15 protein-coding genes and 1 tRNA gene are annotated in these 13,628 nt (G+C 71.5%); 13 read left to right on the top strand and 3 right to left on the bottom strand.

All coding sequences use genetic code 11. From position 1 onward, the window contains the following. Positions 1-108 precede the first annotated feature (108 nt). The gene (locus tag BJ998_RS08115) at positions 109-1,911 is read right to left on the bottom strand and encodes an AMP-dependent synthetase/ligase (protein WP_184859918.1); all 1,803 of its coding nucleotides are present in this window, start codon (positions 1,909-1,911) and stop codon (positions 109-111) included. 89 nt (positions 1,912-2,000) lie between these two features. Between BJ998_RS08115 and BJ998_RS08110 the strand changes: the two genes are divergently transcribed. From BJ998_RS08110 to BJ998_RS08085, 6 genes are all read left to right on the top strand, one after another. After that, complete coding sequence (locus BJ998_RS08110; RefSeq protein ID WP_184859916.1) at positions 2,001-2,375, top strand: polyketide cyclase / dehydrase and lipid transport; 375 nt, start codon at positions 2,001-2,003, stop codon at positions 2,373-2,375. A 280-nt stretch (positions 2,376-2,655) separates the two neighbouring features. Further along, positions 2,656-3,450 (top strand): metallophosphoesterase family protein, encoded by a 795-nt coding sequence (locus tag BJ998_RS08105; RefSeq protein WP_184859914.1) that lies wholly within the window; start codon positions 2,656-2,658, stop codon positions 3,448-3,450. Positions 3,451-3,469: 19 nt separating this feature from the next. Continuing rightward, entirely contained in the window at positions 3,470-3,904 is a 435-nt protein-coding gene (locus tag BJ998_RS08100; protein ID WP_184859912.1) for an SRPBCC family protein, read from the top strand. A gap of 2 nt (positions 3,905-3,906) precedes the next feature. Continuing rightward, on the top strand, positions 3,907-5,103 hold the full coding sequence (locus tag BJ998_RS08095; protein WP_184859910.1) for an ArsA family ATPase: 1,197 nt from the start codon (positions 3,907-3,909) through the stop codon (positions 5,101-5,103). Beyond that, complete coding sequence (locus BJ998_RS08090; RefSeq protein WP_312889991.1) at positions 5,100-5,432, top strand: hypothetical protein; 333 nt, start codon at positions 5,100-5,102, stop codon at positions 5,430-5,432. Before BJ998_RS08095 ends, BJ998_RS08090 begins: the two co-directional genes overlap by 4 nt. Before the next feature lie 8 nt (positions 5,433-5,440). Further along, positions 5,441-6,376, top strand: a complete 936-nt coding sequence (locus tag BJ998_RS08085; RefSeq protein WP_184868517.1) for an ROK family glucokinase — start codon at positions 5,441-5,443, stop codon at positions 6,374-6,376. A 45-nt stretch (positions 6,377-6,421) separates the two neighbouring features. On the opposite strand, the gene BJ998_RS08080 is transcribed toward BJ998_RS08085, so the two are convergent. After that, on the bottom strand, positions 6,422-7,249 hold the full coding sequence (locus BJ998_RS08080; RefSeq protein WP_184859906.1) for a MerR family transcriptional regulator: 828 nt from the start codon (positions 7,247-7,249) through the stop codon (positions 6,422-6,424). A 40-nt stretch (positions 7,250-7,289) separates the two neighbouring features. After that, positions 7,290-7,790 (bottom strand): hypothetical protein, encoded by a 501-nt coding sequence (locus BJ998_RS08075; RefSeq protein ID WP_184859905.1) that lies wholly within the window; start codon positions 7,788-7,790, stop codon positions 7,290-7,292. A gap of 171 nt (positions 7,791-7,961) precedes the next feature. Between BJ998_RS08075 and BJ998_RS08070 the strand changes: the two genes are divergently transcribed. From BJ998_RS08070 to BJ998_RS08040, 7 genes are all read left to right on the top strand, one after another. Continuing rightward, complete coding sequence (locus tag BJ998_RS08070; protein WP_184859904.1) at positions 7,962-8,699, top strand: lysophospholipid acyltransferase family protein; 738 nt, start codon at positions 7,962-7,964, stop codon at positions 8,697-8,699. A 34-nt stretch (positions 8,700-8,733) separates the two neighbouring features. After that, positions 8,734-9,237, top strand: coding sequence for a polyadenylate-specific 3'-exoribonuclease AS (locus tag BJ998_RS08065; RefSeq protein ID WP_184859903.1), 504 nt, complete (start codon positions 8,734-8,736; stop codon positions 9,235-9,237). Between the two features lie 111 nt (positions 9,238-9,348). Further along, complete coding sequence (locus tag BJ998_RS08060) at positions 9,349-10,374, top strand: 6-phosphofructokinase (RefSeq protein WP_184868516.1); 1,026 nt, start codon at positions 9,349-9,351, stop codon at positions 10,372-10,374. Positions 10,375-10,692: 318 nt separating this feature from the next. After that, positions 10,693-10,764: transfer RNA gene (locus tag BJ998_RS08055), tRNA-Arg, on the top strand. A 175-nt stretch (positions 10,765-10,939) separates the two neighbouring features. Then, a complete protein-coding gene (locus BJ998_RS08050) occupies positions 10,940-11,656 on the top strand; it encodes a response regulator transcription factor (RefSeq protein WP_184859902.1) in 717 nt (238 codons plus the stop codon). 5 nt (positions 11,657-11,661) lie between these two features. After that, positions 11,662-13,104, top strand: coding sequence for a sensor histidine kinase (locus BJ998_RS08045; protein ID WP_246489024.1), 1,443 nt, complete (start codon positions 11,662-11,664; stop codon positions 13,102-13,104). A gap of 84 nt (positions 13,105-13,188) precedes the next feature. Further along, a complete protein-coding gene (locus BJ998_RS08040) occupies positions 13,189-13,623 on the top strand; it encodes a hypothetical protein (protein WP_184859900.1) in 435 nt (144 codons plus the stop codon). Positions 13,624-13,628: the final 5 nt, after the last annotated feature.

The raw sequence follows: 13,628 nt of genomic DNA, 5'->3' as shown, positions 1-13,628 counted from the left end.
GGACCGTTGGCACGAGCCGGGATGCGTGGGGAAGCCGGCATCGCGCCCGCGACACTGGGGGTCGGGTGGCCCGCGAGCACCGCTCGCGGGCCACCCGTCATGTCCGGGCTACTTCGCGTAGATCAGCGCGATGTCCTCGGCGTAGGTCTTGGCGACGACGTTGCGGCGCAGCTTCAGGCTCGGCGTCATCTCGCCGCCGGCCTCGGTGAAGTCCACCGGCAGGATCCGGAACTTGCGGATCGACTCGGCCTTGGACACGGCCTTGTTCGCGTCGTCGATCGCGGACTGGATCTCGGCCTTCAGGTCCGGGTCGTCGACCATGCTGGCCACGGAGGCGTCGGCCGGCTTGTTGTTGGCCGACAGCCAGGCCGGGAAGAACTCCGGGTCGATGGTGATCAGCACGCCGATGAACGGCTGCTTGTCGCCGACGACCATGCACTGGCTGATCAGCGGGTGCACCCGCAGCCGGTCCTCCAGCACCGCCGGCGAGACGTTCTTGCCGCCGGCCGTGACGATGATCTCCTTCTTCCGGCCGGTGATCCTCAGGAAGCCCTCGTCGTCGAGCTCGCCGATGTCGCCGGTGTGGAACCAGCCGTCGGACAGCGCCTGGGCGGTGGCCTCGGCGTTGTTCCAGTAGCCGCGGAACACGATCGAGCCCTTGATCAGGATCTCGCCGTCGTCGGCGATCCGGACCGCGGTGCCGGCGACCGGGCGGCCGACCGTGCCGACCTTGAACGCCGCCCGCACGTTCACGCAGGCCGCCGCGCTCGTTTCGGTCAGGCCGTAGCCCTCCAGCACCGGCACGCCGATGCCGCGGAAGAAGTGCGCCAGGCGCTCGCCCAGCGGCGCGCCGCCGGAGACCGCCGCGTCGCAGCGGCCGCCCAGCGCCGCCCGCAGCCGGCTGTACACCAGGCGGTCGAACACTGTGTGCTTGATCTTCAGGCCCAGACCCACGCTGCCCTTGTCCAGCGCCTGGCTGTAGGCCACCGCCGTCTGCTCGGCCGCGTCGAAGATGCGGCCCTTGCCCTCGGCGTGCGCCTTCTGCTTGGCCGTGTTGTAGACCTTCTCGAACACGCGCGGCACCGCCAGCACGAAGTCCGGGCGGAACGAGGCCAGGTCGGCCACCAGGTTGCGGACGTCCGGGGTGTGACCGAGCGTGGTGCGGGCGTAGACCGAGCACAGCGCGATCACGCGGGCCAGCACGTGCGCCAGCGGCAGGAACAGCAGCACCGAGTGGCCCGGCTGCATCAGCTCCGGGAACGCCGCCATCGCCGAGCGCACCTCGGACAGCAGGTTGCTGTGCGTGAGCTCGCAGCCCTTCGGCCGGCCCGTCGTGCCCGAGGTGTAGATGAGGGTCGCCGTGTCCGAGGCCTTGACGCCCTTGCGCGCCGCGCGCAGCTGGTCGTCCGTGATGTCGCGGCCCTTGGCGGTCAGTTCCTCCACCGCGTCGTGACCCGAGTCACTGTCGATCTGCCAGATGTTGCCCAGCTCGGGCAGCCCGCCGGCCACACTGTCCAGCGCCGCGCGGTGGGCCGTCGTCTCCACGACCGCCGCCTTCGCGCCCGAGTCGGACAGGATCCACTGCACCTGGTCCGCCGACGACGTCTCGTAGATCGGGACCGAGACCAGGCCCGCCGACCAGATCGCGAAGTCCAGCAGCGTCCACTCGTAGCGGGTCTTGGACATCAGGCCCACCCGGTCGCCGGGCTGCAGACCCGCCGCGACCAGGCCCTTCGCCACCGCGGACACCTCGTCGGCGAACTGCCGGGTCGTCACGTCCACCCAGGTGCCGTCGACCCGCCGCCGGAGACCGATCGCCGTGGCGAAGCGCTCGGCGTTCGCCTGCACCATGTCGGTGAGGTTCTCGTCCTCGGCCACCGCGGCGGTGGCGGGAACGCTGAACTCGCGCACGTCAACCTCCGGAAGTCACAGATGTTACTGGCGAGGAAACCTAGCGTGCCGTTTGATGTCAACACCAGACCGGTGGCACGCTGCCCGCCATGCCCGCGGTTGACGTCGTCGACGAGACCTTCCTCGTAGTGCCGCCGGCGGCCGTCGCCGCCGTCTTCTCCGACCGTTCCAACTGGTCCCGTTTCTGGCCTGACCTGCGGCTTTCAGTCTACGTCGACCGCGGCGACGCCGGCATCCGCTGGACCGTGCAGGGGGCGCTCACCGGCACCATGGAGGTCTGGCTGGAGCCGGTCCTGGACGGCACGCTCCTGCACTATTTCCTCCGCGCCGACCCGCCCACCCCGTTCACACGCGCGAAGGACCAGCTCGCCGCCATCCGCACCCGGCAGATCGCCGCCAAGACCATCGCCCTGGGCCTGAAGCGGGAACTCGAAGACGGCCGCGCCCCCGGCGTCGCCCCCTGACGTACGTGAGTGGCTTACTTCGCCCCAGGAGCAACCTGAGCCACTCATGTGCCCTCCACCCCTGCGCCGTCGAGGCAAGTGAGCCACTCACGTGGCCCCAGGAGCAACCTGAGCCACTCATGTGCCCTCCACCCCTGAGCTGTCGAGGCAAGTGAGCCACTCACGTGGCCCCAGGAGCCAAAGTGAGCCACTCACGTGCACCGCGGCCTGGTGTCGCGGGCCAAGTAAGCCACTCACGTGAAGCAGCCGGGGGTGCCGGGCCAGGCCGTAGGGTTGTCGCGTGCGGGTTCACGTGGTGTCAGACGTCCATGGAAATGCCGAGGCCCTGGCCCGCGCCTGCGTCGGCGCGGACGCCCTGATCGTGCTGGGCGACCTGCTCGACTTCGTCGACTACCACGACCACGGCTCGGGGATCATGGGCGCGATCTTCGGGGCGGAGAAGGTGGCGGAGTTCGCGAGGTACCGCCGCGGCCCGCGCACGCCGGAGTCGATCGCGTTCGTCCGGGGCATGTGGACGCAGCTGGGCACGGACGCGGCGGCGGTGGTCCGGGAGGCGATCCGGGACCAGTACAAGAAGCTGTTCACGGCGATGACGGTCCCGACCTACGCGACGCCGGGCAACGTCGACGCGCCCGACCTGTGGCCGGAGTTCGCGAACGACGGCGTCCACATCCTGGACGGCGAGACGACGATGATCGGCGGCCTGAAGGCGGGGTTCGTGGGCGGGGCGCTGCTGCCGGACGACGCGGTGCTGCGCGACAACGGCGTCTGGCGGCCCTACCTGCGGTACGAGCGCGACTTCAAGGCGGCGACCGACGCCCTGCCGGACGACATCGACCTGCTCTGCTCGCACGTGCCGCCGGCGATCCCGGACCTGACCTACGACGTGGTGGCCCGCCGGCCGGAGCTGGGGTCGACGAGCGTGCTGGGGCTGATCCACCGGGCCCGGCCCCGCTGGTCGGTGTTCGGTCACGTGCACCAGCCGCTGGCCCGCCGGACGCGGGTGGGCCGCACCGAGTGCGTGAACGTCGGCCACTTCCAGCGGACGGGCACGCCGTACGTGCTGCGGTTCTGAGTACGGGTAACCTGCGCGCATGGCCGACGAGTCCACCCAGTCCATCGTGATCGACGCCGAGCCGGCGCGGATCCTGGATGTGATCGCGGATTTCGCCGCGTACCCGGAATGGGCGAACGCGATGAAGACGACCGAGGTGCTGTCCACCGGCGCCGACGGTCGCGCCGAGCAGGTGCGCTTCCAGCTGGACCAGGGCGTGATCAAGGACGAGTACACGCTCGAGTACAAGTGGGCGGACAACTCGGTCAGCTGGCACCTGGTCAAGGGGCAGATGCAGAAGTCGCAGCGCGGCAGCTACGTGCTGGAACCGGGCGCGGGCGGCACCAAGGTGACCTACACGCTGTCGGTGGAGCTGGGCATCCCGATGATCGGCATGCTCCGCCGCAAGGCGGAGAAGGTGGTCATGGACACCGCGCTCAAGGAGCTGAAGCGCCGCGTCGAGGGCCTGAGCTGAGCGTGCGGGTCCTGCTGTTCACCGGCAAGGGCGGGGTCGGCAAGACCACCCTTGCCGCGGCGACGGCCGCCGCCACGGTGGCCGCCGGCCGCAAGGCGCTGGTGGTGTCCACGGATCCGGCGCACTCGCTGGCCGACGCGTTCGGGCACGAGCTCGGCCCGCGACCGTCCGAACTGGACACGGGGCTGTTCGGCGCGCAGATCGACACCCGGCGGCTGGTGGACGGCGCCTGGGAGGAGATGCGCGGCCACCTGCGCACGCTGCTGGCCGGCGCGGGCATCGACGAGCTGGCGGCGGAGGAGTTGACGGCGCTGCCGGGCGTCGAGGAGCTGTTGGCGCTGGCCGAGGTGCACCGGCTGGCCACCACCGGCCCGTGGGACGCGGTGATCGTCGACTGTGGACCGACGGCGGAGACGCTGCGCCTGCTGGCGTTGCCGGAGGCGGTCGGCAGCTACCTGGAGCGCCTGTTCCCGACGCACCGGCGCGTGGTCCGGGGCCTGCTCGCCGGGGTCGCCGGCAGCTCGGCGCCGGCCCGCTGGGATGCCGCCGCGGACGCGATCGGACGGCTCGCGGAGCACCTGGAGGCGGTGCGCTCGCTGCTCGTCGACCAGGAGCGGACCAGCGTCCGACTGGTGCTCACGCCGGAACGGGTCGTCGCCGCCGAGACTCGCCGCACGCTGACAGCCCTTGCGCTGCAAGGGATTCGCGTTGACGGTCTGGTCGCCAACCGGCTGCTGCCCGATGCTGGAACCGGTCGTGGCGCGGCGGCGAACTGGCTGCGCACCCGACGGGCCGAACAGGACGCGGTGCTGGCGGAGTTGCGCGCGGCCGAGGTGCCGGTGCAGACGGTCGGCTACCGGGCGTGCGAGCCGGTCGGCGTGCCGGCGCTGCTGGAACTGGCCGGCGAGCTCTACCCGGACGGTGACCCGCTGGCCGTGTCGACGGCGTCGACGGAGCCGCTGCTGTCGGTTGGCGCGTCGGAGACGGGGTATCAGCTGAGGGTGTCGTTCCCGCTGGACGTCGACGCCGACCTGGACCTGGCCCGGGTCGACGACGAGCTGGCGATCACCGTCGACGGCCGGCGGCGGCTGGTCGCGCTGCCGGCGGCGCTGCGCCGGTGCGAGGTGACCGGGGCCGAGATCGTCGACGGCGGCCTGCTCGTCGACTTCGAACCGGATCCAAGGTTGTGGATACGGTGAGCCAGGACAGGATCGCCGAGGAACTGCGGCTGCTGATCGACGCCCTGGCCGAGAAGGCCGAGCCGTACCTGCAGCGGATCGTCGCCGACAGCGCCGACCACGAGCCGACCACCTGCGACTGGTGCCCCGTCTGCGCCGTCGCGGCCGTGCTCAGGGGCGAACGCTCCGAGCTGGCCGCCCGCGCCGCCGAGCACGCCGCCGGCCTGCTCACGGTGCTGCGGATGGCCGTGCAGCAGGAGCGCGGCGCGCCGCCGCAGGCCGACGAGCAGCCGACGCCGCCACGCGTGCAGAAGATCACCGTCCGCCGGCGCGGGCAGGAACCTTGCTGACCGTCGGCATCGACGTCGGCGGGACCAGTGTTCGAGCGGGCGTCGTTGATCCCAGGGGTGCCGTCCTCGACACGACGCGTGCGCCCACGCCCAGCGGCGGCGCGCCGCTGGAGGACGCGATCGCCTGCGCCGTCGAGGAGTTGTCGGCACGGCACAAGATCAGCGCTGTCGGCCTGGCCGTCGCCGGCTTCGTCACCGAGGACCGGATGTCGGTGCGGTTCGCGCCGCACCTGGCGTGGCGGGACTCGCCCGTGGCCAAGGCGATGCGGCAGCGGCTCGGGCTTCCCGTCGTGTTGGAGCACGACGCGAACGCCGCGGCGCTCGCCGAGCACCGGTTCGGGGCCGCCCGTGGCGCGAAGGTCGCGGTCATGGTCGCCCTGGGCACCGGCATCGGCGGGGCGCTGCTGGTCGACGGCGAGGTGTTCCGTGGCGCCTACGGGGTCGCGCCGGAGCTGGGACACCTGCGGGTCGTGCCGAACGGGCGGCCGTGCCCGTGCGGCAAGAAGGGCTGCTGGGAGCGGTATTGCAGCGGCACCGCGCTGAGCGCGACCGCCGTCGAGCTGATGGCCAAGCACCCCGGCGCGTCGACCGTGCTGGCCCGTGAGGCCGCCGGCGATCCGCAGCGGGTCACCGGGCGGAAGGTCTCCGGGGCGGCCCGCGACGGCGACCCCATCGCCCAGCGCGCGCTGGCCGAGCTGGCCAAGTGGCTGGGGGAGGGGCTGGCCCTCGTCGCCGACGTCTACGACCCCGAGGTCGTGGTGATCGGCGGCGGCGTGTCCGAGTCGGCGCCGCTGTTCCTCGACGACGCCCGCGAGCACTATGCCGCCGTCGTCACCGGCTCCGGCTTCCGGCCGCTGGCCCGCATCCGCACCGCCCAGCTCGGCGACGACGCCGGCATCGTCGGCGCGGCCACCCTGGCCCGCGAGATGATCACCAAGCGCTGACTGCCCGAAAGTGCCCGGGAAACCCGGGTGCTTCCGGACAAATCTCTAGGCGGTGCGCAGCGCTCGGATGAACCAGTCGACGGCCGGTGCGACGTCCTCGGGCGCCGCCCAGCCGTTGATCACCGCGAGCAGCCGCAGGTAGCGGTCGCGCCGCGGGTCGTTCGCGGTCTCCAGTCGCGCCAGCAGATCCGGGCCGTGTTCGGCCGTCACCGCCGTCACGATCCGGCCGGCCTCCGCCGACTCCGGAGGGATTCCCGCGGCGACGGCGGATCCCGCCCTGTCGCGCACCAGCGCAACCACGTCCCGCCTCGGTGGCGTCGTCGGCACGTGCTGATCGGCCAGCCGCCGCATGCTGTCGCGGAAGTCGCCGTCCTGGATCAGTTCGACCAGTTCCGACCACGCACGCAGCTGGTCGGCGGTGGGGTTCGGCGGGAGTTCCGGTGTCAGCGAACGCCGGATCCCCGGGTCGTCGAGCACGGCGTGGAGGAAGTCGTCGATCAGCTGTCGGCGTTCGCGCACCAGGTCCATCCCCTCGGATTCGGCCCCGCCGGCCATCGCGAGCAGCGCGGCCCGATGCAGGCCGAGCAGCCGGATCTGGGCCGCGAGCGCCTCGGCGTGCGCGGCCGCGACCTCGGCCAGGGTCGCCTCGCGGTCCAGCACGCGGCGGATCGTGGCCAGGTCCAGGCCCAGTTCACGCAGCGTTCGCACCAGGTGGAGGCGGGCGACGGCGTCCGGGCCGTAGCGGCGGTGGCCGGTCGGGCTTCGGTCGGCCGGCGAGACGATCCCGCGATCGGAGTAGAAGCGGACGGTCTTGACCGTCAAGCCGGTGCGTCGGGCCAGATCCCCGATCGAGTGGAGCGCGTCGCCGTTCACCGACCCAGCCTGCAACCTCCCCCGACGGGAGATGCAACCCCTACAGCTGCGCGCCGGAGCCGTCGTCGTCGCTCGGCGGCGGGCCGTGCCGCATGCGCAGCAGGAGCCAGCCGACGCCGCTGGTCAGGGCGATGATCGCCAGCGGGGTGGCGACCTGGGTCTGCAGGCCGATCACGCTGGGGAACGCCAGCAGGCCGACGCCGATGACGATCAGCACCACCGCCAGCACGGTCAGCGGGCGCGGCCGGGGGAACGGGGGCGGGTCGGGCGGGACGTAGTGCTCCTCGTCGGAGGCGGCGGCCCAGTCCCATTCCTTGTCGCTGGTGCGCCAGCCGGGAGGCGGCGGAGCGGCGGCGGGCTGCGGCGGCTCGATGGGCCGGGTCTCCTCGGCCGCGGTCGTCTCCTGCGCGGTGTCCTGCCTGGTCGCGGGCTGGTCCTCGGGCCAGCGCACGCCCATGCCGTCCCGTTCCAGGCCCGCGACGATCTCGGCGAACGCCGCGTCGACGTCCTCCGGTCCATCGGTGTTGCCTCGCCCAGTCACCCGGCCTCCACGCACGTGGTCGCTCCATCCTCGCACGAGTGGGGGTGAAACAGCCGTTCCCTCGATCACTATCTGCCCGCCTGGCCGAGCCGGGCGTTGCTCGTTGTGCCGACCGGCCGCCGCTCCGTAGGCTGATCCGCTCAGGATCGGCATGAGGAGGCGCACGCCGCGGTGCTGTACTGGGTGATGAAGTACGTCCTGCTTGGCCCCCTGCTGCGCCTGTTCTTCCGGCCCAGGATCGAGGGCCTCGAGAACGTGCCCGAGACCGGCGGCGCGATACTGGCCAGCAACCACCTGGCCGTGTCGGACTCGTTCTTCCTGCCGCTGATGGTGCCGCGCCGGATCACGTTCCCGGCCAAGAGCGACTACTTCACCCAGAAGGGGTTCAAGGGCGCGCTCAAGCGGATGTTCTTCACCGGCGTCGGCCAGGTGCCGATCGACCGCTCGGGCGCCGCGGCCGCGCAGGGCGCCCTGGACACGCTGGTCCGGCTGCTCAAGGACGGCCAGCTGATCGGCATCTACCCCGAGGGCACGCGCTCCCCGGACGGCCGCCTGTACAAGGGCAAGACCGGCATGGCCCGGGTGGCCCTCGAGGCCGGCGTGCCGATCATCCCGGTGGCCATGTTCGGCACCGACAAGGCCAACCCCATCGGCTCGAAGATGTGGTACCCGTACCCGATCCGGATCAAGATCGGCAAGCCGCTGGACTTCTCCCGCTACCACGGCATGGACGGCGACCGGTTCATCGAGCGGTCCATCACCGACGAGGTCATGTACGCCCTGATGGAGCTGTCCGGCCAGGAGTACGTGGACGTCTACGCGGCCAAGCTGAAGGAGGCCAAGGCGGTCGCGACGCCCGCGCCGCGCGCCCCGACGGAGCCCGCGCGCGCCGACAAGGTGCCCAGCTGAGGGTCCTTCGAACAAACCGCCTACGCTGCACGCCGTGCGGTTCTTCTACGACTGTGAGTTCATCGAGGACGGTCGCACCATCGACCTGGTGTCGATCGGTGTGGTCGACGAGGAAGGCCGCGAGTTCTACGCCGTGTCCACCGAGTTCGACCCGGACCGGGCCGGCCAGTGGGTCCGCCAGAACGTGCTGCCGAAGCTGCCGCCGCCCGCCAGCCCGGTGTGGATGAGCCGCGGCCGGATGCGGCAGGAGCTGCTGAACTTCGTCAGCCCGAACGGCGAGAGCGCGGAGCTGTGGGCGTGGTTCGCCGCGTACGACCACGTGGCGCTGGCGCAGCTGTGGGGCGCGATGCCGGACCTGCCCCGCGAGCTGCCCCGGTTCACCCGTGACCTGCGGCAACGCTGGGAGGACCTGGGCCGGCCGAAGCTGCCGCAGCCGCCGTCGGACGCCCACGACGCGCTGGCCGACGCCCGGCACAACCTGGCCCGGTGGAAGGCGATGGAGGCCGAGCGGCTGCGCCGCGGCAACGTCGTGCGGTGACAATTCCGGGGGTGCCTTGCTGCACCGATACAGGGCATGACACGCTCTCGTAACACGAGGGTCGCCAGTGACGCCGGCCACATCTACCCGAACTGTGAGAGAGGCAAGCAGATGCGCATCGGTGTGCTGACCGGCGGTGGTGACTGCCCGGGCCTGAACGCGGTGATCAGGGCCGTTGTCCGCAAGGGCATCGAGGCCCACGGCTGGGAGGTCATCGGCTTCCGCAACGGCTGGCGCGGCCCGATCGAAGGCCTGACCAAGCAGCTGGGCCTGGACGAGGTCGAGGAGATCCTCACCCGCGGCGGCACCATCCTCGGCTCCTCGCGCACCAACCCCTACAAGGAGGAGGGTGGTGTCGAGAAGATCCGCGAGGTGCTGGCCCAGCACAAGGTCGACGCGCTGGTCGCGATCGGCGGCGAGGACACGCTGGGCGTCGCCAAGCGGCTGACCGACGACGGCATCCCGGTGGTGGGCGTGCCGAAGACGATCGACAACGACCTGGGCGCCACCGACTACACCTTCGGCTTCGACACCGCGGTGCACATCGCCACCGAGGCGCTGGACCGGCTGCGCACCACCGCCGAGTCGCACCACCGCGCCCTGGTCGTCGAGGTGATGGGCCGGCACGCCGGCTGGATCGCGCTGCACTCCGGCATCGCCGGCGGCGCGAACGTGATCCTGGTGCCCGAGCGCCAGTTCAACGTGGAGAAGGTCGTCGAGTGGGTGGAGCGGCGCTTCGAGCGCCAGTACGCCCCGATCATCGTCGTCGCCGAGGGCGCGGTGCCCGAGGGCGGCGCCGAGGTGCTGCACAGCGGCGAGCTGGACGCGTTCGGCCACGTCCGCCTGGGCGGCGTCGGCCAGTGGCTGGCCGAGGAGATCGCCCAGCGCACCGGCAAGGAGTCCCGCGCGGTCGTGCTCGGCCACGTGCAGCGCGGCGGCACCCCGACCGCCTACGACCGCGTCCTGGCCACCCGGTTCGGCCTGCACGCGGTGGACGCGGTGCACGACGGCGACTTCGGCGTGATGGTGGCCCTGCGCGGCACCGACATCGTGCGCGTGAAGCTGTCCGAGGCCACCGCCGAGCTGAAGACCGTTCCGGAGGAGCGGTTGACGGAGGCTGAGGTTTTCTTCGGCTGAGCTGCGAAGCCGAACATCGAGCACTGCGGCTGAGCTTGCGATTGAGCAAAACTACTCACCGAAAATAGATTGCCCGGGTCGCAAGACCCGGGCATTCTTGTGTTCATGGCGAGCAACGGATTCTCCCGAGTGCTCGGCCGATGGGAGGCCTGCGCACCGTCACGGTGACGCGGCCCTGGGTCGGTCGGGTCACGTGACGTGCATGGCAGGGCCGGCAACGGGGCCGGCCGCAGCGGTGACGGCCGCGCCCCCAGCCCTACTCCCTTGGGCGCGACGGCCCTGTCCCACGCGACCCGACCGATTCCATTCACCTCATTCCCGCCTGTGGTCCAACGGACACGACACCGGCCTACGAAGCCGGTAATGCAGGTTCGATTCCTGCCGGGCGGACGTGTGTGCCATTCATACGGAGGGAGGAACGACGATGAGGATTTTCACCCTGGGCATGCTGTTCCTTCCGGGGGAGCCCACCCCGAAGCCGTGGCCGGTCAACAAGTGAAGCCCGCGGTGGCCCCGGAGTCTCGACTCCGGGGCCACCGTCGGGCGGTCCTGCTCTAATGGTGGGGTGTCCACCCCACCAGCCCAGCACCGCATCCTGGTCGTCGACGACGAGCACAACATCGTCAACCTGCTGACGACGGCGCTGAAGTTCGTCGGCTTCGACGTGGTGTCGGCGACCAACGGCCGGCAGGCGCTGGAGCAGGCGGTGGCGAGCAGACCGGACGTGATCGTGCTCGACGTGATGCTGCCCGACCTGGACGGTTTCGGCGTGTGCACGCGGCTGCGTGAAGCCGGCATCGACGCGCCGGTGCTGTTCCTGACCGCGCGGGACGCCAGCGAGGACAAGGTGCACGGCCTGACCCTGGGCGGCGACGACTACGTGACCAAGCCGTTCGACCTGGACGAGCTGGTGGCGCGGGTGAACGTGCTGCTCAAGCGCGGCCGCACCGAGCGGGCGCCGAGCAACCGGCTGCGGGTCGGGCACGTCGAGCTGGACCAGGACACGCACGAGGTGTGGCGCAACGGCGAGCTGGTGCGGCTGTCGGCCACCGAGTTCCAGCTGCTGCGCTACCTGATGACCAACGCGGGCCGGGTGCTGTCCCGCGCGCAGATCCTCGACCAGGTGTGGAACTACGACTTCCAGGGCGATTCCAGCATCGTCGAGACCTACGTCTACTACCTGCGCCGTAAGCTCGACGACCAGGACAACCCGCTGATCCACACCGTCCGCGGCGTCGGCTACCTGCTGCGGGCGTCGACCGTGCCGGCGGGCGGCCGGTGACCACGATGCTGCGCTGGCTGCGCCTGCGATCGCTGCGGTCCCGGCTGCTGGTCGGGGTGCTCGCGGTGACCGCGGCCGGCCTGCTCACCGCCGACGTGGTCGGCGTGTTCGCACTGAGCAGCTACCTGCTCAAGCGCACCGACAGCCAGGTGGCCGACGCGCTGTCGACGTACGTGCACAAGGTCCGGCCGGACGGCACCGTCCCGATCGGCCAGTCCAACGACGACCTGTGCGCGATCACCGTGCTCGACGCCGACGGCAATGTGCTGCACCAGTACGGCGCCGCGAAGGGCCTGCCGATTCCGCCGCTGGGCACGCTGCGCTCGCTCGAGCTGCAGCGGTCGCCGGTGACGGTCAGCGGCGGCGACGACTTCCGGATCATGGTCGGCGCGCTGCCGGAGGGCCGGCACCTGATGGTGTCGCAGTCGCTGCGGCTGTCCGCGGCCACGATCTACCAGCTGGTGGCCATCGAGGCGGTGGTGACGGCGTTGGCCCTGGCCATGGCCGCCGTGCTGGCGCTGCGGGTGAGCCGGTTCGTCATGCGGCCGCTGGACCGGATGACCGACACCGCCGAGCTGATCGCCGACGGCGAGATGTCGCACCGGGTCCGGGTCGACGACTCGCCGACCGAGGTGGCCCGGCTGGGCAACTCGCTGAACCAGATGCTGGGCCGGCTGGAGCACTCGTTCACCCAGCGCCAGGCCGCCGAGGACGGGCTGCGGCAGTTCGTCGCCGACGCCAGCCACGAGCTGCGCACCCCGCTGACGTCGATCACCGGCTACGCCCAGCTGGTCCGGCACGGCGCGCTGACCGACCCGGAGGCCCTGGCCGACGCGATGCGCCGGGTGGAGGACGAGGCCAAGCGGATGGCCGCCCTGGTGGATGAGTTGTTGCTGCTGGCCCGGCTGGACCAGGGCCGGCCGCTGGAGTCCAGCCCGGTGGACCTGGTGGCGCTGGCCGAGACCGCGGTCGGCGACGCCCGGGCGGCCGACTGCGCCCGAACCGTGCGGCTGGTCGCCGACGACGGCGAGCACGTGGTGCGCGGCGACCGCGCCCGGCTGCACCAGGTGCTGGCCAACCTGCTCGCCAACGTGCGTGCGCACACCCCGCCGGGCACGGCGAGCGAGGTGCGGATCAGCCGTGACGGCGAGCACGAGGTGATCGACGTCGTCGACGAGGGGCCGGGCATCTCCGCCGAGCAGCGGGACAAGGTGTTCGAGCGGTTCTTCCGCGGCGACGCCTCCCGCAGCCGGGCGGCCGGGGCGCTCGCCGACGGCAGCGGGCTGGGGCTGAGCATCGTCGCCGCGATCGCCGCCGCGCACGGCGGCCACGCCGGTGTGCAGCCGAGCGAGCACGGCGCGTGGTTGCGGGTCACGCTGCCGGCCACGCTGCCCGCCAAGGACGCGGATCGGGCTCTGACCAGGCAGGAAGTTCCCAGCGTCCTCTAAGCCGGCATCAACATCTTTCCGAGTCTGATGGGTTTCTCTTGTGGGTAGCGTGACTTGCGCCAGCCGCCGCAGGGGAGCACCACCATGGCCACCGAGTTGCCCACCAGCACGCCCGGACGGGTCCGCCCGGTCCGACTGCTGGCGGCGCTCGTGCTCTCGCTGGCGGTGATCACCGCCAGCAACGCCGGCCTGTCGGTGATCGGCATCGCCGTGTTCTCCGCGCCGGACGACTTCTGCGCGTTCCTGCCGCGGAACTCCGTGCCGATGACGCTGGAGTGGGTCGCGCTGGCGACCGTCGGGTGGGGGCTGCTCAGCCACTACACGGCGCGCGCCAAGTGGTGGTTCTACCAGGGCACGCGGGTGTTCGTCGTGGTGTCGTGGGTGGCCGGCCTGTTCGCGCTGGCCACCTGGCGGTCCGTGCTCGGCGTCGTGACGCTGGACCTCATGGTGCTGATCGGCGCGACCGTGACCTACCTGGCCCTGACCAAGATCGCGCCGATCGACCGCGTCACCGCCTGAGCACC

This window comes from Kutzneria kofuensis (assembly GCF_014203355.1).
GTDB classification, from domain to species: Bacteria; Actinomycetota; Actinomycetes; order Mycobacteriales; family Pseudonocardiaceae; genus Kutzneria; species Kutzneria kofuensis.
Note: the sequence above shows the minus strand (reverse complement) of the source record. Positions and strands in the feature narration are given on the sequence as shown.